This window comes from Spongiivirga citrea (assembly GCF_010671565.1).
Taxonomy (GTDB): Bacteria; Bacteroidota; Bacteroidia; order Flavobacteriales; family Flavobacteriaceae; genus Spongiivirga; species Spongiivirga citrea.
Genome location: NZ_JAABOQ010000007.1, coordinates 149,486 through 169,090, shown reverse-complemented (window position 1 = coordinate 169,090; position 19,605 = coordinate 149,486). Strand labels below are relative to the sequence as shown.

Sequence of the window (19,605 nt, the reverse complement as noted above, 5' to 3'; positions counted from 1 at the left end):
ATTAAAATAACCCGTGAATCTCAGCGTCAATTTTATTGATCACAGAACCTAGATCTTCAGGGTTGTCTACAAAGTTTAAATTGTCAACGTCAATCACCAATAACTTTCCTGTGTTATACTGATGAATCCAGGCTTCATAACGTTCGTTTAATCGACTTAAATAGTCAATACTAATAGAGTTTTCGTATTCGCGGCCTCGTTTGTGAATTTGCGAGACTAAATTAGGAATACTACTGCGCAGATAAATCAATAGATCTGGTCCTTTTACCAAAGACTCCATTAGCTGAAACAGCGAAGAATAATTTTCGAAGTCTCGATTGGTCATAAGACCCATTGCGTGCAAGTTAGGTGCGAAAATATGAGCATCTTCATAAATGGTGCGGTCTTGAATAATCTTTTTACCACTTTCTCGAATTTGCAAGACCTGTCTAAAGCGGCTGTTTAAGAAATATACCTGAAGATTAAATGACCAGCGTTCCATTTGATTGTAAAAATCGTCCAGGTAAGGATTATCAACAACATCTTCTAACTGTGCTTCCCATTTATAGTGTTTGGCTAGTAACTTGGTCAAGGTTGTTTTTCCGGCACCAATGTTTCCTGCGACGGCAATATGCATACAAATAAAGTTTAGTAGTAGTTTATTAAGCTACGGCTAATATACAAGGTTTGGTTGCCACGCCAAAATGGATTTTCACCCATTTTCGTTGAAGAACAACTTATTTAGCTAAACGTAAGAATAGCGTTGGGATGGCTTTGTTTTTTACTAATTGGATTAAAAGTTTAAGGGTTGTGTTAATCACAACCCATATCCTCTTTAGAGACGGTATCGTTATTTGGAATACAATTCCCCGACATTACTGAATCGGGGGTATATCGATTTATAGTAGCATCGTATAAACCGTTTTCAATGAAATCTGTTAATTGATCTATTTCCATTTCTGTAAGCCCTAGAGCAATGAAATTAGGATCTAACTTGTTAGCAGGTACATTCTGGTTTTCTGCAACTGCATTGTTTTTATATTCAATAATTTCTTTTACAGACGAAATTGATCCGCCATGACCCAGAAAACGTATGTTTTTTAAATTGTAGAGTTGTGGTACTTTAAATTTAAAATCGTCTAAGGGGTTTCCTGTAAACCCGCCTCTTCCTTTTTTTGTGGCGTCATTAACTGTTCCGAAAAAATCGTCTCCCTCAAGATCGGCAAGACCGATGCTATTAAAGTTCATGCTATTTAGGGCTGGGCCGGTATGACAAGTTGTGCATTGACCTTTTTCAAAAAATAAAAGTGCTCCTTCCTTTTGATCATTAGTGAGTGCATTTTTATCACCATTTAACCATTTCTGAAAGGGAGCTTGGTTAGCCAAAACAGTTCGTTCATAAGCTGCGATTGCCAAACCTGCGGTTACTTTCGTGTATCGTTCTGTCGCAGGAACATTAGAAAATGCGGCATCAAAATAAGCTGTGTATCCCAGCGAGCTTGCAAGTGTTTCAGTAACATCTAATCGATGCACGCCAAGTCCAGCAATCGCTTGAGTTTCTAATCCTTCAAATCCTAAATTATTAGTTTCTTTAGGGGTGCCGGCAGTCCATTGGGCTTCTGTTCCTATATTAACATCAGTTGCCCCAAATTGTCCATTCCAAAGCATTACTTTTTGAAAAGCACCGTTTAAAACTGTTGGAGTGCGTATATCTTGAATATCAAGATCCGCTACAATATATTCGCTGTGTTTTGCTCTTGTTTCACCAGCAAGTCCAAAGCCAATACCGCCTTCGCCTATACCTTGTTTCATTCCAGATTGAAAATCAGCCTGTGCATGATGACAACTGGCGCATGAATAAGTATTTCTTCCTGTTTCATTTTTAGGATTTACGCCTAATCCGGTCTCATGATAAAGTAGCTTACCTAAAAGCACTTTTTCTTGGGTAAGAGGGTTCTTAGGGTCTTGTGGAATATTAGCAAGATCATCAGATGATGGTATCTTAAAATAATCAAGGCTGTTGGTACTTGACTCTTTCAACAATACTTCGGTTAGCAGCTGATCAAGATCAGATTGCGGAACTTCGGTATAATCATCATTTTTACAACTTAGGAATAGGATAATGGTAAGGAATACTAGGAGGTATTTTCCGGTATTCATGTTTGTTTTTTGTTTGTTCGCGGCAAATGTGAGTATAGATAATGGGTTGCAGAACTATTTTAGATTAACGTCCAATTATTCTGATGATAGGAGGTAGTGTTTTATCGATACGATATGGAGTTATAATTTTTTTCAAAAATGCTGAACAAATTGAATGAAAAAGAACTATTATCATTTTATAGAACAACCACTTCAAAATTTTTTGGGATAAAGAAAAGACTTTTGTCTAGCAGATAAGTTTATAGCCATATCCGCGCACATTTACGATTTGTATAGCTATATCCTTTTTTAGTTTTTTCCGCAGTTTGGTAATAAATACATCCATACTTCGAGCATTAAAAAAATCATCATCACCCCAGATTTTTTTAAGGATGAACGATCGATCTAAAATCTCATTTTTCTTTTCTGTAAGATGAAATAACAACTCTGCTTCGCGGTGAGTTAAATTAATTATTTCTTCTTGAAATTGGAGTTGTTGTTTGGTGTAATTAAATTCGTAGCTGCTAATGGAAATGGTCTTTTTTTCTTCTTTTAAATAAGCACGGTCGAGTAAGGCATGAATTCTTATAATCAACTCCTCCATACTAAATGGCTTCTTTAAATAATCATTGCCACCGTGTTTAAAACCGTCAACGACATCGTTAGTTTGAGATTTAGCAGTTAGGAATATAATTGGGATTGTTGCATTTCCTTTTCTTATCTCTTTTGCTAAAGTAAAACCATCTTTTTTCGGCATCATGACGTCAAGAACAAGTACTTCAGGATTTTCTTCTTCATACAATTGATACGCTGTTTCGCCATCTTCACAAAAAATAACTTTGAAATCTCGCGTTTCTAGGCTCTCTTTTACGATTTGACCTAATGCAGGTTCATCTTCAGCAAGTAATATTTTTATTTTCTTATTCATTAAGTAAATTACAATGTGACTTTGAAAATAGTATTTTTTGAATCAGTAGCTAATTGAATGGACCCATCGTGTTTCTCGATAATTTTTTTTGTGTAAAAAAGGCCTATTCCAAACCCTTTTACATCATGCCTATTACCAGTGGGCACTCTGTAAAATTTATCAAATATTTTTTCTCGTTGCGATTTTTCAATCCCGTTACCATTGTCGCCAACAGATATCTCAACTTTGTCTAGTAGTGAATTGATATTCAATTCAACAGTATTACCACCATATTTAATAGCATTATCAATAAGGTTTGCAATGGCATTTTCAAAGTGAAATGCATCAACGGTAATTTCAAGTTCCGAAATGTTGGTCGTGAAATTAATCGTTTTTTCATTGGCAAGTAGCTGGTATTTTTCTACTAATCTTCTCATCATTGCAACAATATCAATATCTTCTTTATTTAAAATAAGTTTGTCGCTGTCTAAGGTGGCAGTTTCCAAGAGTTTCTCCACCATTTGATGCAGTTTTTTTAACTGCTGGTCACCAATATTGAGGTATTTGTTAGTTTTTTCTTTGTCGTTGGTCTCATTGAAATTTTTAATCCCTTCGATCGCTGTTGATACCGTTGCGATCGGCGTTTTAAATTCGTGAGTAATATTGCTTATCAAGTCGTTTTTAATCTCAGCCAATTCCTTTTGTTTACCTATTGTTTTAAGTAAAAATAACAAGCAAAAGATAATGGAGACGGATAGCATCAACGACAAGATAATGCCGGTTATGCTTCTTTTTAAAATGGCAATAGTGGGGTTAGAAAATAACAACTCTAACTTTTCATCACTTGGTAAATAGGTTGATTTTGAAAAGGTGGATAGCCATAAATGATTTTCTGAATGATCAGCATCTTCAAAAAACTTGACAATAGTATCTTTTTTAGTATGGATAAAACCAAAATCAACAGGAAGTTGTTTTCTGTCTAATTCATACACAAAAAAATCATCTAGCTTATTAAAATCAATAGAGTCGCTGCTGAATGATACTACTAATTTAGTTTTAAGTCCTTCTAAACGGTTAATACTGTCAACTTTTGGTTTTCCCTTAAAAACCTGAATCGAAGATATTTTAAGAGAATCACGATCTAGAGAGTCAATGGTAGTTTTAAAACTTATTTGACTACCACTTTTATTCACATTAAAACTGTCTTTGTCAATTTTGAAAAGTGAATCGAATTTAATTTGCTTGAATATATTTCCAATTCGATTTTTATCAGTTTTCTTGGTGGTGTCTGTGTCTATAAAAGCAATAGTGTTATTTTTGGTAATATCGGCATAATAGGCTTCAATTCCATTGTCAAGTGCAATTTGTACTTCGTTTATAAGGCGTTGCTTATTGGTCTTATAGTTTTCTACATTCCAATAGACCTGAATGCCTATAGTTGCAACAATGGTGATTGCAACAAAATAGACTATTCTTTTATAAAGTCGTTCGTTCATGGGTCAAATGTAATGGGTAATAATGGGTTTTTCTAAATCGGTTAACACTCGTTAACATTGGTTAACCTTGATTGTGCAATTGAATGTGCAATTTTGGAGTGTTCAATAATAAATAATCAAACAAAAATGGCAACAAAAATCACCTTATTCCTAGTAACCTTAGTGCTAACTACTTTCTCAAGCTTTGCTCAAGAATCTGAAACTGAAAAAGATCTATACACCAGTGACATTGAAATTTCAGTTGATAATGAAGACGATCTAGATCAAGATTTTGATAAAACGTTTAGAGATATATTCGACATGTTTAAAGAGAACACCGATTTATCAAAAGAGGTAAGTTTAAAGTTTACTGTTAAAGAAATAAAAGGTAACGAGGGTAATACGAAATTTAGCAACCTAAGTTTTAAAGTAAGTGGCCCTGCAAGTGAAGCAGATGCCTTATACAAAGAAACACTTAAACGCACTGATCGAATTAAGAAAATGGTTAAAAAATTATCAGAATAAAATAAATATCAATAAAAATGAACAGTTTAAGAATTTTACCAACCATCATACTTTTATTTACAATCCTGGGCGCTAGTCACGCCCAGGGTTTTCAGGGCGTTGCAACTTATAAAACGGATAGAAAGGTTAACATAAAATTAGATAGTACAACGGTTTCTAGCGATATGCAGAAAGACTTGATGGCTCGAATGCGTAAACAATTTCAAAAGGAATTTACACTTACGTTCAATCAATATGAATCGACCTGGAAACAAGAAGCCGCCCTTTCAACACCGAGCGCACCTACTGGAAATATTGTAGTAAATATTGTTGGTGGCGGTGGCGGATCTGATGTGTTATATAAAAACACAAAAGAAAGTCGGTTTGCTGAAAAAGCCGATATGTTTGGCAAAATATTTCTAATTCAAGACTCTCTTAGTAAGCCAGATTGGAAGCTAACCAATGAAACTAAAGGTATAGGGAATTACACCTGCTATAAGGCAACCTGGACCCAAAAAAGTAAAAAAATCACTTATGTAAATGGCGAAAAGGAAGAGTCTGACGAAGACGAAATACGCACAATAACTGCATGGTACACGCCCGAAATCCCTGTAAATAATGGGCCAGATGATTATTGGGGTTTACCAGGGCTAATTCTTGAGGTGAATGAGGATGGAGACCGCCTTATGCTGTGTAGCAAAATTGTTTTGAATCCCAAAGAAGCGGTTACTATTACTCCGCCTAAAAAAGGCAAAAAAGTTTCGAAAGCAGAGTATGAAAAAATAACAGAAAAGAAAGCTGAAGAAATGATGAAGCGTTTTCAGAACAATCGAAGTGATGGCGGTGACGGAATACAAATTAAGATTGGAGGCTAGTTTTACTCTTTATCTGCACAGATTAAGGAATTTTTAACATAGTTAGATTAAACTTAGTGGTAATATTAAAGTCCAATGACTTTATTAGCACCATTATGAAAACTACAATCACACTTTTATTAGCCTTTTTTTCAGTTACGGTTTTTTCACAAGACTTTCAAGGTAAAGCTTACTACTTTAGTAAAACAGGAGTTGATATGAATTTTGGCAACAGGCAACTATCACCAGAAATGCAAAAGCAAATTGCTGAACGAATGAAGTCAATGTTAGAGAAAACATACATACTTACTTTTGACAAATCATCATCCACCTATAAAGAAGAAGAACAATTAGATGCTCCTGGTTCAGGTGGAGGGGGAAGATGGAGAGGAATGATGAGTAGTTTTTCATCAGCTAATTATTACAAGGAAATAAAAGAAGGAAACTATTACGACCAGCGTGAGTTTTTTGGGAAGAACTTTTTAATTAAAGATACACTCCCGAAGTTACAGTGGAAGATGGTAAATGAAACAAAAAAAATAGGAAACTATACCTGCTTCAAAGCGACTGCAATGAAAAAAGTAGACGAGTTAGATTGGAGAAATATGCGCCGAAGACGAGGTAACAGAAATCGAAATGGGGGCGAGGTCAAAAATGATTCAGTTAAAAAGGTCACCGAAGAGATAGAGGTGCCTAAAGAAATTGAAGTTGTTGCATGGTATTCTCCAGAAATTCCAGTAAGTCAGGGTCCAGGAGAATATTGGGGATTGCCGGGGCTTATCTTAGAAGTACAGTCGGGTAGAACAACCTTATTATGCAGTAAAATTGTAATGAATAGTAAAGAGAAAGAGATTCTTGAAAAGCCATCAAAAGGTAAAGAAGTGTCTCAACAAGAATTTAATGACATTGCAAAACAGAAAATGCAGGAAATGCGTGATCAATGGGGAGGCCGGAATCGAGGAGGAGGCCGAAGAGGGTTTTAACCCGCGCTCATTTTAACATCAATCATATAATCAACTAAACTAAAAACATTGAAAAAATTACTCTTTTTAGCACTTGTGCTATGCACTACCTATGCCTTTTCTCAAGACATCACTATAAGCGGTTTTGTTAAAGATTCCTTAGGAAAACCACTAGAAGTGGCTAACGTTATCGCCTATAAAAAAGCTGATAACGCAATGACAGGATACGGCATTACGAATGATAAAGGGCGATACAAAATTGTGGTGCCAGCTAATGATATCTACGTTTTAAAAGTTAGTTTTATAGGGCTTTCAGCTAAGCCAAAGCAAGTAGAGGCAAAAGAAATTGATATCCAAGTTGATTTTACGATGACTGAAAAGTCAAATGAACTTGACGAGGTAGAAGTAGTTTACGAAATGCCTGTGGTGGTAAAGGGAGATACCTTGGTCTATAATACCGATTCGTTTACCAATGGTACAGAACGGAAGCTTGAGGACGTATTGAAAAAACTACCTGGTGTAGAAGTTAATGAAGATGGCGAAATTGAAGTTGAAGGGAAAGCCGTTAGCAAAGTCATGGTTGAGGGTAAAGATTTTTTCGATGGCGATTCTAAACTCGCCTCCAAAAATATTCCAGCTGATGCATTAGATAAGGTAGAAGTACTCCGGAATTATGATGAGGTTGGTCAAATGCGAAACCTTCGTAATAATCAAGATAATGTAGCGATCAATATCAAACTTAAAGAAGGTAAAAAGAACTTTTGGTTTGGTGATGTTACCGCAGGCGGATTTGATGAACGATATATTGTAAAGCCAAAATTATTTTATTACAGTCCTGAATACAGTATCAATATAATAACAGACCTCAATAATATTGGTGAAGTGCCATTTACAAGGCGGGATTATTTTAATTTCACTGGAGGTTTTAGAAATTTTGGACGTGGCGGAACCTCATTCAATGTTGGTGGAAATGACCTAGCATTTGCGACAATACAAAACAATCGTGCAAATGAAATAGATACAAAATTTGTAGCAGCTAATTTTAGTGCAACGGCAAGCAAAAAACTTGATATAAGCGGATTTGGGATTTTTAATTACAACAAAAATGATCTCATTACCAATTCAACCCGAACCTATATTGATGATAACGACAACCCCAATGATAATGTCGTCGAACAAACTTTTGATAACACCAATCAAGCTTCAAAATTAGGCTTGTTAAAGCTAAGTGCAACGTATAGACCCAATAGCAATTTTCGACTTGATTATGATGCATTTGGAAAGTTGTCTGATCAGCAGGAAGATGCTAATTTCCTTTCAGTCAGAGATGTTTCTGAAAATATTACAGAGCGATTAGAAAATACACCTTTTTCCATTCAACAGAATGCAAATGCTTATTATACATTGAATGAGAAGAATGTATTCGCCTTAGAAGCAGTTCATTTGTTGCAAGATGATGATCCTTTTTATCGTGCGATTAGAGATGAGCAACCCTTTCAATCTGCATTGCCCTTAGTTGATCAAAACCGATTTAATATTAATCAAAATAAACAAGTAAAAATAAGCAAGTTCGATTCTAAACTTGACTATTACTACGTTTTAAATAAAAAGAGCAATCTAAATTTTACATTCGGTTCTACCTTAAGTACGCAAAATTTTGACAGTAGTATCTTCCAGATTTTAGATAATGGAAATGAAAACAACTTTACGGAATCTAGTTTGACCAATGATGTAAAATTTAATTTTAATGATATTTATACAGGTCTTCATTATAAGTTTATAACTGGGATTTTTACTTTCAATCCCGGAGTTAGTTTACATAATTATTCATTAAAGGACACTCAGCTAGGGACAACTATCGATACTAACAAATGGCTTTTATTACCTGATGCGAATGTTCGTATTCAGCTTAAAAAATCAGAAAATATAAACTTAAATTATGCAATAACTGCACAGTTTACCGATATCAACCGATTAGCAGAAGGGTTCGTTTTCAATAATTATAACAGCCTATCACAAGGAAATAGAAATCTGGAGAATGCTTTTTTTGATTCTTATAGTTTGAATTATTTCAGTTTTAATATGTTCAACTTCACGAACATTTTTGCGAGAGTGAATTATAGTGTTCGGAGAGATCCTATTAAGACTACAACTCAATTTCAGGGTATAGATAGAATAAGTCTTCCTGTAAATTCTAATTTCGCTGATGAAACCTTTAGTGCTTTTGGAAATTTCACCAGAACGTTCGGGAAAATAAAAGGAACGGCCCGTGCTAATTTTAACTGGTCTAACTTCAATAATATTGTCAATAATCGTCCAAGTAAAAGTATTAGCACCACACAAGTGTATAGTGCAGAGGTCAATACCAATTTTAAGAAAGGACCTAACTTTGATCTCGGCTACAGCTTCACTAAAAACGATTATGATAACAACGGTACCGAAACTACTTTTTTTACCAGCAGACCTTTTGCTAGGTTAGATTGGGCATTTGCTAAAGGATTTCTTTTAAAATCAGATTATAGTTATTACAACTACCGAGATAATTCGACTACATTAAACGAGTACGGCTTCATGAATGCAGAGCTATTCTATCAAAAGGAAGATAGTAAATGGGAATATAAATTGGCCGTTACGAACTTGCTGGATACGGAAGCAATAAATAGAGACAGCTTTAGTGAACTTTTCAATAACACATCGAGCTATATAGTGCAACCTAGATATATTGTGGCTAGCCTTACTTATAATTTATGAAACACCTTCTTTTTTGATAAGAAAAAAATTAACACTTGTGTTTTAGCCGATTTTATTTTATAGAATAAAACTATTGTATACATTTGCAGCCTAAATTAATAAGAGGAAGGATTTGACTGATTGCAACCTCGGTAAAAAAATGCTAAAGCAGTGTAAACTTCTTTAAGCGCTTTCGTCGAATCCTCAGCAAATACAAAGCGAATTTATGGCATATTTATTTACATCAGAGTCGGTTAGTGAAGGACACCCTGATAAAGTAGCAGATCAAATCAGTGATGCGTTACTAGATAATTTTTTAGCATTCGATCCTGATAGCAAGGTGGCTTGCGAAACATTGGTTACTACGGGACAAGTGGTATTGGCAGGAGAGGTAAAAAGTAACACCTATTTAGATGTACAGACAATCGCTCGCGATGTTATCAATACTATTGGATATACAAAAGGAGAATATCAATTTAGTGGTGAATCGTGTGGAGTTATCTCATTAATTCATGAGCAATCACAAGATATTAATCAAGGTGTAGACCGGGCTAAGAAAGAAGAGCAAGGCGCTGGTGATCAAGGAATGATGTTTGGTTATGCTACTAAAGAAACGCATAATTATATGCCATTGGCACTAGATATTTCTCATAAGATTCTTCAGGTTTTAGCGGACTTACGAAGAGAAGGAAATGAAATTTCATATTTACGTCCAGATGCAAAAGCGCAAGTGACTATTGAATATAGTGATGAAAATGTACCACAGCGCATTGATACAATTGTAGTGTCAACACAACATGATGATTTTAATAATGATGATGCCCTGATGTTGGCCAAGATCAAAAAAGATATCATTAAGATCTTAATACCAAGGGTGGTAGCGCAATTGCCAAAACACATACAATCCTTGTTCAATAGCGATATACAATACCATATTAACCCTACTGGTAAGTTCGTAATAGGCGGACCGCATGGTGATACAGGGCTTACAGGTCGTAAGATTATTGTTGATACCTATGGCGGTAAAGGAGCACACGGCGGAGGAGCATTTAGCGGAAAGGATCCGAGTAAAGTAGATAGAAGTGCGGCATATGCATCAAGACATATTGCAAAAAATTTAGTAGCCGCAGGTGTGGCTAATGAGATTTTAGTTCAAGTAAGCTATGCAATTGGTGTAGTAGAGCCAACATCCATTTTTGTGGATACGTATGGTACTGCTCAAGTTGATTTGAATGATGGGGAGATTGCAGAAAAAGTAGCATCAATTTTTGATATGCGTCCGTTCGCTATTGAAGAACGTCTGAAATTGCGTAATCCTATTTATTTAGAATCTGCCGCTTATGGGCATATGGGTAAAGAGCCTAAAGTGATAACCAAAACTTTTGAATCGCCTTATAATGGTAAGATTGAAAAAGAGGTGGAGTTGTTTACTTGGGAGAAATTAGATTTCGTAGATAAAGTAAAACAAGAGTTTAGTCTACAATAGTAGTAGATTATTCTCATTTTTATAAAGATATTTTGAGAATCTGTGAATAATTGGCATTCTTAGAGTTTTTTAAGGATGCCAATTAGGATTTTAGAAATTTATAACTGAATATTTGTATCAGTAAGATAAGTCGGGAGTTAAATCTCGATTATCGAGTAAAGTTCAAATACATATTGAAATGTTATCAAGAAAGGCTGAGGGAATAGACCCTGTGAAGCCTTAGCAACCCTTCATTCTAAATGGAGAAGGTGCTAAATTCTACCGAAGCATCGGATAGATAACCAAACGTAATTGCCTTTCGGTGATTGCTATTTTCTTATAACATTTTTCTATTAAGTACACTTAAATAGGTGTGTTTTGACTATTTATTAATTTAAAAAGTAAAGAAAAATGAGTACACAAAAATTTTCAACCAACGCCTTGCATGCAGGACACGATGTAACAAAAAACGGAGGAACAAGAGCGGTGCCTCTTTACCAAAGTACTGCCTATGTTTTTGACAATGCCGATCATGCAGCAAATTTGTTTAATCTATCACAGCCTGGTTATATTTATACTCGGCTTAACAATCCTACCAATGATGTTTTAGAGCAGCGTTTAGCTGCACTCGAAGGTGGTATTGCTTCGGTAGTAACTGCATCTGGTACGGCGGCTATTTCAACAGCGCTTTTGGTGCTTTTAAAAGTTGGAGATCATATTGTAGCCTCTAATAGTTTGTATGGGGGGACCTATAATTTGTTAAGCGTAACCTTACCACGTTTAGGGATTACTACAACTTTTGTTGATCCTTCCGACCCTTCAAATTTTGAAAAAGCCGTTCAGGAAAATACAAGAGCATTTTTTATTGAATCTTTAGGAAATCCAAAACTGGATGTACTGGACATAAAGGCAATTTCTAATGAGGCAAAAGCGTTTAAAGTGCCGCTAATAGTTGATAATACCGTTGCCACACCGGCATTATTAAATCCAATAGAACATGGTGCTAACATTATTATACATTCCCTAACGAAGTATATCAATGGAAACGGTACTGCTTTAGGTGGAGCCATTATTGACGCTGGAACCTTTGATTGGTCAAATGGTAAATTTCCTGAGTTTACGGAGCCTTCTGCTGGTTATCACGGCTTGGTATATCATGATGCTTTAGGGCCAGCCGCATTTATTGCAAAAGTTCGTATTGAAGGACTTCGTGATCACGGAGCAGCTTTAAGTCCGTTTAATGCTTTCCAGATTATTCAAGGTCTAGAGACTTTAGAAGTACGTGTGAAAAAGCATAGCGAAAATGCCTTAGCGCTAGCGGAATGGTTACAAGAACAAGATGAAGTAGCTTGGGTTAATTATCCTGGATTAAAAACAAGTGCTTATAACGATCTTGCTAACCAATACCTGCCTAAAGGACAAAGTGGAATTGTGACTTTCGGTGTGAAAGGTGGATTTGAATCTGCTAAAACGGTAGCAGATGAAACCAAAGTTTTCTCATTACTAGCGAATATTGGAGATACCAAATCGCTAATCATTCACCCAGCGAGTACCACACATCAACAATTAGATGAAGCAGCACAAGAGTCTACAGGTGTAACTAAAGATCTGATTCGTCTTTCAGTGGGTTTAGAAGATATCTCTGATTTAAAAGCTGACCTTAAAGAAGCATTTGCCCAAATTGATAAAAAGGTATTGACCTAAGAAAACCACTGTCACCTCGAGCGCAGTCGAGAGGTCTGACCTTCGATAAAATGAAAAACGAACTACAACATATCAAAATCACCAATTTCCAAACTGAAAGCGGAGCGGTATATAATACAATTCCACTTTCATATCAGGTTTTTGGACCAACACTTGGCAGCGCTCCTGTTGTATTAGTAAATCATGCGCTAACTGGAAATTCTGAGGTTATTGGTGAACAAGGTTGGTGGAATGAGTTGATTGGATATGATAAGCTAATTGATACGACTGTTTATACGGTTTTAGCATTTAATATTCCCGGAAATGGTTTTGATGGATTTCTTGTTGAGAACTACAAAAATTTTAAGGCTAGAGATGTTGCTCAAATTTTTAATTTAGGTTTGAAGCAATTGAAGATAAACTCATTATTTGCCTGCATCGGTGGATCTGTAGGTGGTGGAATCGCCTGGGAGTTAGCTGCACTAAATCCCATTTTGATTGAGAATTTGATTCCAATTGCGTCAGATTGGAAATCATCTGATTGGATGCTGGCGAATACCTTATTACAAGATTTGATTCTAAATAATTCTTCAAATCCAGTTCATGATGCACGAATTCAAGCGATGTTGTGCTACCGAACTCCCGATTCGTTTAAAGGTAGGTTCAACAGAACGATCAATAATGAACTCGGTATTTTTAATATTGAAAGTTGGTTGTTGCACCATGGCAAAAAACTGAAAGACCGTTTTCAATTAGCGTCATATAAACTATTGAATCAACTATTAAGCAGCATCGATATTACAAGAGAGCGAAATGAATTCTTGGAAGTAGCGTCAAAGATTGAGGCGAATATTCATCTAGTTGGAGTGGATTCAGATTTGTTTTTTACTGCACAAGAGAATAAAGAAACTGTAGAAGAATTATCAACGGTAAAATCAAATGTGTTTTATTATGAAATTAAATCCATTCATGGTCATGATGCATTCTTAATTGAGTTTGGACAGTTAGAAAAATTATTGAAAAATGTATTCAATAAACAACTAGTTTCGCCTTGATGAATCATTAAAGAAATTAGAAAATGAAAATAAGTTTAGAACGAAAGAGTGAAGATTTCCATTTTGTAGCGATAAATGGGCGAGGTGACCAAGTTCATATTGATAATAGCAGTGTAGACAATCCAAAAGGCGCTAGTCCGATGGAGTTATTGTTAATGGGTGTTGCCGGTTGTAGTGCGATTGATGTGGTAGCGATCTTAAAAAAACAACGACAGCAAATTACCTCTTATAAGGCTGAGGTTAGTGGAGATCGAGTTGAGATTGATGGAGCGAAACCATTTAAAGATATTCATGTTACTATTTCCTTAGAAGGTGATATCGCACCAGAAAAAGCGCAACGTGCTGCAGCATTATCATTTGATAAATACTGCTCGGTTTCAAAAACAATGGAACCTGGGGTAACCATTCACTACAAAGTAGTTTTAAACGGAAAAGAAGTATAAAAACCAATAATGAACTTCGAAACAGAAGCAATTCGCACACAAATAGATCGTACCGATTTCCAGGAGCATTCCAGCCCATTATACTTAACCTCCAGTTTTGTATTTGAAGATGCGGAAGATATGCGCGCTTCATTTAGTGAAGAAAAACAGCGAAATATTTATAGTCGCTTTACAAACCCGAATACGTCAGAGTTTGTCGAAAAAATTTGTAAAATGGAAGAAGCTGAAGCGGGCTATGCATTTGCAACAGGCATGTCCGCTGTATTTTCGACTTTTGCTGCGTTGTTAGATAGTGGGGATCATATTGTTTCCGCTCGATCGGTTTTTGGTTCTACGCATACCTTATTTACCAAATTTTTGCCTAAATGGAATATTACTACTAGTTATTTCAAAATTGATGAGGTAGACACAGTTGAATCGTTGATCACACCAAATACAAAGGTCATTTATGCAGAATCTCCGACAAATCCAGGTGTTGACATATTAGATTTGGAAAAGCTGGGTGCAATTGCAAAAAAACATGATCTTATTTTGATTATCGATAATTGCTTTGCCACTCCTTATTTACAGAATCCGATTAAGTTTGGGGCTGATTTGGTGATACATTCGGCGACTAAATTAATCGACGGTCAAGGCAGAGTATTAGGCGGAGTAACAGTCGGTAAAGCCGATTTGATACGTGAAATTTATCTGTTTTCAAGAAATACAGGCCCAGCATTATCACCTTTTAATGCATGGGTACTTTCAAAAAGTTTAGAGACACTGGCAATCCGGGTAGATAGACATTGCGAGAATGCGTTGAAAGTAGCTGAATTTTTAGAAACACATGAGCAGGTCAACTGGGTAAAATATCCATTTTTAAAATCGCATCCGCAGTATGAAATTGCCAAAAAACAAATGAAATTGGGCGGAAACATTGTTTCTTTTGAAGTGAAAGGAGGGATAGATGCTGGTAGAAAGTTTTTAAATGCCATTAAGCTTTGTTCACTTTCAGCTAATTTGGGAGACACGCGCACCATTGTTACCCATCCAGCATCGACTACACATAGTAAATTAAGTGTTGAAGATAGGGAGCAAGTGGGTATTACGGATGGTATGGTGCGAATATCATTAGGCTTAGAGAGTGTAGAAGATTTGGTGGCGGATTTAAAACAAGCTTTAATAAATGAAAGATAGCGATATAAGAGATATTCCAAAAATCTATGATTCTCTTTTGGTGAGATCAAAAGAAATAGGATTTAACATGACCTCTGATAAGTATATCGGAACATTATTGAAAACATTGATCAGCTCAAAACCTAGTGGTAGGTTTTTAGAATTAGGCACTGGTATTGGTTTATCTTTAATGTGGATGATTGATGGACTAGGCGCTGATTCTTATATAATTTCAGTGGATAATGACCCTAAACTTGTTGAGATTGCAGAGCAGAATTTTGGTGCAGATAAGCGAGTTGAGATTGTCTGTGCAGATGGATCTGATTGGATTAAGGGTTATAAAGGATCAAAGTTCGATCTTATTTTTGCTGATTCTTGGCCTGGCAAATACAGTGAGATTGATGAGACAATGAACTTACTGAACGGGGGAGGGTTTTATGTAATTGATGATATGAATCGACAGCCTAATTGGCCCAACGGTCATGCAAGTAAAGCTTCCAGACTCATAAGCTCTTTAGAAGAACGGAATGATATCACCCTTACAAAGCTAAATTGGTCAACGGGGGTAATCATTGCAACCAAAATAAAGTAGTAGAATAAGAAAAAGTATAATTTAGAATGTTACAATATCCTACTTAACCTATAGAATAGTTAAATTAATGTAAACAATACCAAATAAAAGAATAATAGACTTACATTCGTCAATAATTCTAATAATCCATAGATTTAGTAGAATAATAAATTATGCAAAGCTTTAGAACTGAAATAGAAAATCCTGTTGTCGAAAAAGACATCGTTGAATTAGAAAAGAAAATTGCGCTCTTCAAAGACGGTAAAGTAGATGAAGAAAAGTTTCGGAGTCTTCGACTGGCAAGAGGGGTTTACGGACAGCGACAGCCAGGAGTACAAATGATTCGTATTAAATTACCGTTTGGTAAAGTTACCGGAGATCAGTTATTACGCATATCAGATGTGTCAGATGAGTTTTCTACAGGTCGATTGCATATCACTACAAGACAAGATATTCAAATACACTATGTAAGTCTTGATCGTACGCCTGAGCTTTGGGCACAATTAGAAAAGGACGATGTAACACTTCGTGAAGCTTGTGGTAATACGGTAAGAAATATAACCGCAAGTGAAACTGCCGGTATTGATGTTGATGAGCCTTTTGATGTGAGTCCGTATGCAGATGCAATGTTTAAATTCTTTTTGCGTAATCCTGTTAATCAGGAAATGGGTAGAAAGTTTAAAATATCATTTTCGGCAACTGACGAGGATACCGCACTTAGCTACATACACGATTTGGGTTTTATTGCAAAAATTAAAGATGGTAAACGCGGATTTAAAGTAGTGTTAGGCGGTGGGCTAGGATCGCAACCAAGGCATGCAGATGTACTTTATGATTTTTTGGAAACAGAACGAATAATTCCTGTGACCGAAGGAATATTGCGAATCTTTGATCGCTATGGCGAGCGTAATAGAAGACAAAAAGCGAGAATGAAATTCCTTTTAAAGGATATTGGATTGGATGCTTTCTTACAATTAGTAGATGAAGAACAGAAAGCACTATCTAACCATCAGTATCCCATCACTACTTCGGATTTTTTTATCGATTTTTCTAGCTTAAAACCAGAAATTCCTAAAGTTAATATTGAAAATGAAAGCGAGTTTGAAGCTTGGAAAAATTCCAATGTAATCAAACAAAAACAAGATGGTTTTTATGCTATCGGAATTCGAGTTCCACTAGGAGATTTTTATACTTATAAGGCACGTAAATTAGCCAATCTTATTAAAAAGTATGCCGCTAACGAGCTTCGTTTTTCGCTTCGTCAAAATATTTTGATTCGTCATGTGAAAGAGGAGTTACTTCCATTTTTCTATTTAGAATTAAAGGAACTAGGCTTTACAGTACTCGGTTACAACTCAACTGCCGATATTACTGCTTGCCCTGGAACCGATACTTGTAATTTAGGTATCGCCAGTAGCACAGGAATAGCATCTCAACTCGAGAAAGTATTGCGAGATGAATATCCGCAATACCTGAATAATAAAAATGTACTTATCAAAATTAGTGGATGCATGAATGCTTGTGGTCAGCATAATATAGCTCATATTGGTTTTCAGGGGATGTCTATTAAGTCAGGGAAGTTGGTTGCGCCAGCGCTACAAATTTTACTTGGTGGTGGAGTTGTAGGAAATGGTCAAGGTCGATTTGCGGACAAGGTATTAAAAGTGCCAAGTAAAAGAGGGCCTCAGGCGCTGCGATATATTCTTAATGATTTTGAGTTGAATAATGATGATGAAACTTTCTTAGAATATTACGATCGTAAAACGGAGAAATACTTTTACGAATTACTAAAACCCTTATCGGATATCACCAATTTGGCAGAAGACGATTTTATCGATTGGGGATATGATAAACCATACATCAAAGCTGTAGGAGTCGGTGAATGTGCGGGTGTAGTGATAGACCTTATAGCTACCTTGCTATTTGAAAGCGAAGAAAAAATAACCAATGCAAAAGATACCCTACAAAGCGAAAAATGGGCGGATAGCATTTATCATTCATATACATCTATAGTTAATACAGCAAAAGCATTATTGCTTTCAGAAAATAAAAAAACAAACACCCATGCAAGCATAGTAAACGGTTTTGATGAGGTGTTCGTGACAACATGCGATATCAATTTAGGAGGTAGTTTTTCTGATTTTGTATATCAGATAAATCAAAATGAACCAAGTGAGGATTTCGCGAATAAATATTTAAAAGACGCTCAAGCTTTTTATACGAAAGTTGATGCCTTCAGACAAAAAGAACTAGTACATGCAGACAAATAAAAATCCAAAATTAACATTAATTGGAGCTGGACCTGGAGATCCAGATCTATTAACCATAAAAGGAGCGAAAGCATTAGCCGATGCCGATGTCGTTTTATATGATGCATTGGTAAATACTGAAATATTGGATTATGCCGCTAGTGCTGAACATATTTTTGTCGGGAAACGAAAAGGCTGCCATTCATACCAGCAAGACCAGATAAATGAACTTATTGTTAGCAGAGCACTAAGTCATGGTCATGTGGTTAGATTGAAAGGCGGTGATCCATTTGTGTTTGGACGTGGTGCTGAAGAAATGGAATACGCTTCTAGATTTGGAATAGAAATCGCCCTAGTTCCAGGAATTTCATCATCCTTGGCAGTTCCTGCGCTGCAAAATATTCCAGTCACAAAACGCGGGACGTCCGAAAGTTTTTGGGTGATTACCGGGACCACAAGAGATCATAAATTATCTAATGATGTCCGTTTAGCTGCACAATCTACTGCAACTGTTGTAATTCTGATGGGGATGAGCAAACTAAGTGAAATTGTCAATGAATTTGTTGTAAATGACAAGTCAGAAACTCCTGTTGGTATCATACAAAATGGAACTCGTTATAACGAAGAGATGGTGGTTGGTACAATTGCTGATATCGAAGAAAAAGTACATCACAGCTCATTAAGTAATCCGGCTGTAATTGTTATTGGAGAGGTAGTAAATCATCGAAAAATCATCCACAGTTATAAGCATAAAAAATTGATCAAAGAGTTTAGTGCACTTACTTCATAAGGGAATGATAATATGAGTAAAAACGAATTATATCCAATTTTTTTGAAATTACATAAATTAGAAGTACTTATTGTCGGAGGTGGTAATGTGGCTGAGGAAAAATTGCATTTTCTTCTGAAATCGAGTCCTAATGCGCAAGTAACTATGATCGCACCGATGTATCGAAAACGTACTATTGATTTAGCTAGTAAGCACAACGTTACCATAATTACTGGCTTATATGATCCAAAATTTTTGGTTGGGAAGTACTTAGTGATAGCAACAACGGACAGTGAGGAAGTCAATGTTCAAGTCTATTACGATTGTAAGCAACGAAATATTTTAGTGAATGTAGCAGATAACCCACCCTATTGTGATTTTTATATGGGCGGGATTGTAACAAAAGGAAACGTGAAGATTGCGATATCTACTAATGGACAATCACCAACAACAGCAAAACGGTTAAGACAGTTTTTCGAAGAGGTTATTCCTGAAAAAATTGATGATCTCGTTCAGAATTTAAACCTTTTTAGAAAAACTATCAAAGGTGATTTTGAAGAAAAAGTGGAAAAGCTAAATGAACATACCAAAACATTAATTGAATAATCATTGTTAGAGCAATGCCCGGTTTTCGGGAAGACCTATTATGTCACATCTCAATCTAA

Annotated in this window: 17 protein-coding genes and 1 riboswitch; of the genes, 13 read left to right on the top strand and 4 right to left on the bottom strand. The window is 35.8% G+C overall.

Going from position 1 to position 19,605, the window contains the following annotated elements:
* Window position 1: 1 nt before the first annotated feature.
* The 4 genes from GWK10_RS16575 to GWK10_RS16560 form a co-directional block, all read right to left on the bottom strand.
* Window positions 2-616, bottom strand: coding sequence for a deoxynucleoside kinase (locus GWK10_RS16575; protein WP_164033518.1), 615 nt, complete (start codon window positions 614-616; stop codon window positions 2-4).
* 176 nt (window positions 617-792) lie between these two features.
* Window positions 793-2,139, bottom strand: a complete 1,347-nt coding sequence (locus GWK10_RS16570) for a cytochrome-c peroxidase (RefSeq protein WP_164033517.1) — start codon at window positions 2,137-2,139, stop codon at window positions 793-795.
* Window positions 2,140-2,365: 226 nt separating this feature from the next.
* Window positions 2,366-3,046 (bottom strand): response regulator transcription factor, encoded by a 681-nt coding sequence (locus GWK10_RS16565; RefSeq protein WP_164033516.1) that lies wholly within the window; start codon window positions 3,044-3,046, stop codon window positions 2,366-2,368.
* 8 nt (window positions 3,047-3,054) lie between these two features.
* Entirely contained in the window at window positions 3,055-4,521 is a 1,467-nt protein-coding gene (locus GWK10_RS16560) for a sensor histidine kinase (RefSeq protein ID WP_164033515.1), read from the bottom strand.
* 126 nt (window positions 4,522-4,647) lie between these two features.
* Between GWK10_RS16560 and GWK10_RS16555 the strand changes: the two genes are divergently transcribed.
* The 13 genes from GWK10_RS16555 (at window position 4,648) to GWK10_RS16495 (ending at window position 19,546) form a co-directional block, all read left to right on the top strand.
* Entirely contained in the window at window positions 4,648-5,025 is a 378-nt protein-coding gene (locus tag GWK10_RS16555) for a hypothetical protein (RefSeq protein WP_164033514.1), read from the top strand.
* Between the two features lie 17 nt (window positions 5,026-5,042).
* A complete protein-coding gene (locus tag GWK10_RS16550) occupies window positions 5,043-5,879 on the top strand; it encodes a GLPGLI family protein (protein ID WP_164033513.1) in 837 nt (278 codons plus the stop codon).
* A 95-nt stretch (window positions 5,880-5,974) separates the two neighbouring features.
* Window positions 5,975-6,841 (top strand): GLPGLI family protein, encoded by an 867-nt coding sequence (locus tag GWK10_RS16545; RefSeq protein WP_164033512.1) that lies wholly within the window; start codon window positions 5,975-5,977, stop codon window positions 6,839-6,841.
* Window positions 6,842-6,889: 48 nt separating this feature from the next.
* A complete protein-coding gene (locus GWK10_RS16540) occupies window positions 6,890-9,571 on the top strand; it encodes an outer membrane beta-barrel protein (RefSeq protein ID WP_164033511.1) in 2,682 nt (893 codons plus the stop codon).
* Window positions 9,572-9,776: 205 nt separating this feature from the next.
* On the top strand, window positions 9,777-11,036 hold the full coding sequence (gene metK, locus GWK10_RS16535; RefSeq protein ID WP_164033510.1) for a methionine adenosyltransferase: 1,260 nt from the start codon (window positions 9,777-9,779) through the stop codon (window positions 11,034-11,036).
* 178 nt (window positions 11,037-11,214) lie between these two features.
* A riboswitch (SAM riboswitch) is annotated at window positions 11,215-11,320 on the top strand.
* A 106-nt stretch (window positions 11,321-11,426) separates the two neighbouring features.
* A complete protein-coding gene (locus GWK10_RS16530) occupies window positions 11,427-12,719 on the top strand; it encodes an O-acetylhomoserine aminocarboxypropyltransferase/cysteine synthase family protein (protein WP_164033509.1) in 1,293 nt (430 codons plus the stop codon).
* A 50-nt stretch (window positions 12,720-12,769) separates the two neighbouring features.
* Window positions 12,770-13,753, top strand: a complete 984-nt coding sequence (locus GWK10_RS16525) for an alpha/beta fold hydrolase (RefSeq protein ID WP_164033508.1) — start codon at window positions 12,770-12,772, stop codon at window positions 13,751-13,753.
* Between the two features lie 23 nt (window positions 13,754-13,776).
* Complete coding sequence (locus GWK10_RS16520) at window positions 13,777-14,196, top strand: OsmC family protein (protein ID WP_164033507.1); 420 nt, start codon at window positions 13,777-13,779, stop codon at window positions 14,194-14,196.
* 9 nt (window positions 14,197-14,205) lie between these two features.
* A complete protein-coding gene (locus tag GWK10_RS16515; protein ID WP_164033506.1) occupies window positions 14,206-15,372 on the top strand; it encodes a trans-sulfuration enzyme family protein in 1,167 nt (388 codons plus the stop codon).
* A complete protein-coding gene (locus tag GWK10_RS16510) occupies window positions 15,362-15,943 on the top strand; it encodes an O-methyltransferase (protein WP_164033505.1) in 582 nt (193 codons plus the stop codon). The genes GWK10_RS16515 and GWK10_RS16510 overlap by 11 nt, the downstream gene beginning before the upstream one ends.
* Before the next feature lie 152 nt (window positions 15,944-16,095).
* Window positions 16,096-18,192, top strand: coding sequence for a HEPN domain-containing protein (locus GWK10_RS16505; RefSeq protein WP_164033504.1), 2,097 nt, complete (start codon window positions 16,096-16,098; stop codon window positions 18,190-18,192).
* A complete protein-coding gene (gene cobA / locus GWK10_RS16500; RefSeq protein ID WP_164033503.1) occupies window positions 18,179-18,961 on the top strand; it encodes a uroporphyrinogen-III C-methyltransferase in 783 nt (260 codons plus the stop codon). The genes GWK10_RS16505 and cobA overlap by 14 nt, the downstream gene beginning before the upstream one ends.
* Before the next feature lie 12 nt (window positions 18,962-18,973).
* Window positions 18,974-19,546: a precorrin-2 dehydrogenase/sirohydrochlorin ferrochelatase family protein gene (locus GWK10_RS16495; protein ID WP_164033502.1), complete on the top strand. Its 573-nt coding sequence runs from the start codon at window positions 18,974-18,976 to the stop codon at window positions 19,544-19,546.
* Window positions 19,547-19,605 lie beyond the last annotated feature (59 nt).

Bases quoted from the DNA above. Each gene is read 5' to 3' on its own strand.
- GWK10_RS16575 (WP_164033518.1), bottom strand. From the start codon at position 616: ATGCATATTGCCGTCGCAGGAAACATTGGTGCCGGAAAAACAACCTTG.
- GWK10_RS16570 (WP_164033517.1), bottom strand. From the start codon at position 2,139: ATGAATACCGGAAAATACCTCCTAGTATTCCTTACCATTATCCTATTC.
- GWK10_RS16565 (WP_164033516.1), bottom strand. From the start codon at position 3,046: ATGAATAAGAAAATAAAAATATTACTTGCTGAAGATGAACCTGCATTA.
- GWK10_RS16560 (WP_164033515.1), bottom strand. From the start codon at position 4,521: ATGAACGAACGACTTTATAAAAGAATAGTCTATTTTGTTGCAATCACC.
- GWK10_RS16555 (WP_164033514.1), top strand. From the start codon at position 4,648: ATGGCAACAAAAATCACCTTATTCCTAGTAACCTTAGTGCTAACTACT.
- GWK10_RS16550 (WP_164033513.1), top strand. From the start codon at position 5,043: ATGAACAGTTTAAGAATTTTACCAACCATCATACTTTTATTTACAATC.
- GWK10_RS16545 (WP_164033512.1), top strand. From the start codon at position 5,975: ATGAAAACTACAATCACACTTTTATTAGCCTTTTTTTCAGTTACGGTT.
- metK (WP_164033510.1), top strand. From the start codon at position 9,777: ATGGCATATTTATTTACATCAGAGTCGGTTAGTGAAGGACACCCTGAT.
- GWK10_RS16530 (WP_164033509.1), top strand. From the start codon at position 11,427: ATGAGTACACAAAAATTTTCAACCAACGCCTTGCATGCAGGACACGAT.
- GWK10_RS16525 (WP_164033508.1), top strand. From the start codon at position 12,770: ATGAAAAACGAACTACAACATATCAAAATCACCAATTTCCAAACTGAA.
- GWK10_RS16520 (WP_164033507.1), top strand. From the start codon at position 13,777: ATGAAAATAAGTTTAGAACGAAAGAGTGAAGATTTCCATTTTGTAGCG.
- GWK10_RS16515 (WP_164033506.1), top strand. From the start codon at position 14,206: ATGAACTTCGAAACAGAAGCAATTCGCACACAAATAGATCGTACCGAT.
- GWK10_RS16510 (WP_164033505.1), top strand. From the start codon at position 15,362: ATGAAAGATAGCGATATAAGAGATATTCCAAAAATCTATGATTCTCTT.
- GWK10_RS16505 (WP_164033504.1), top strand. From the start codon at position 16,096: ATGCAAAGCTTTAGAACTGAAATAGAAAATCCTGTTGTCGAAAAAGAC.
- cobA (WP_164033503.1), top strand. From the start codon at position 18,179: ATGCAGACAAATAAAAATCCAAAATTAACATTAATTGGAGCTGGACCT.
- GWK10_RS16495 (WP_164033502.1), top strand. From the start codon at position 18,974: ATGAGTAAAAACGAATTATATCCAATTTTTTTGAAATTACATAAATTA.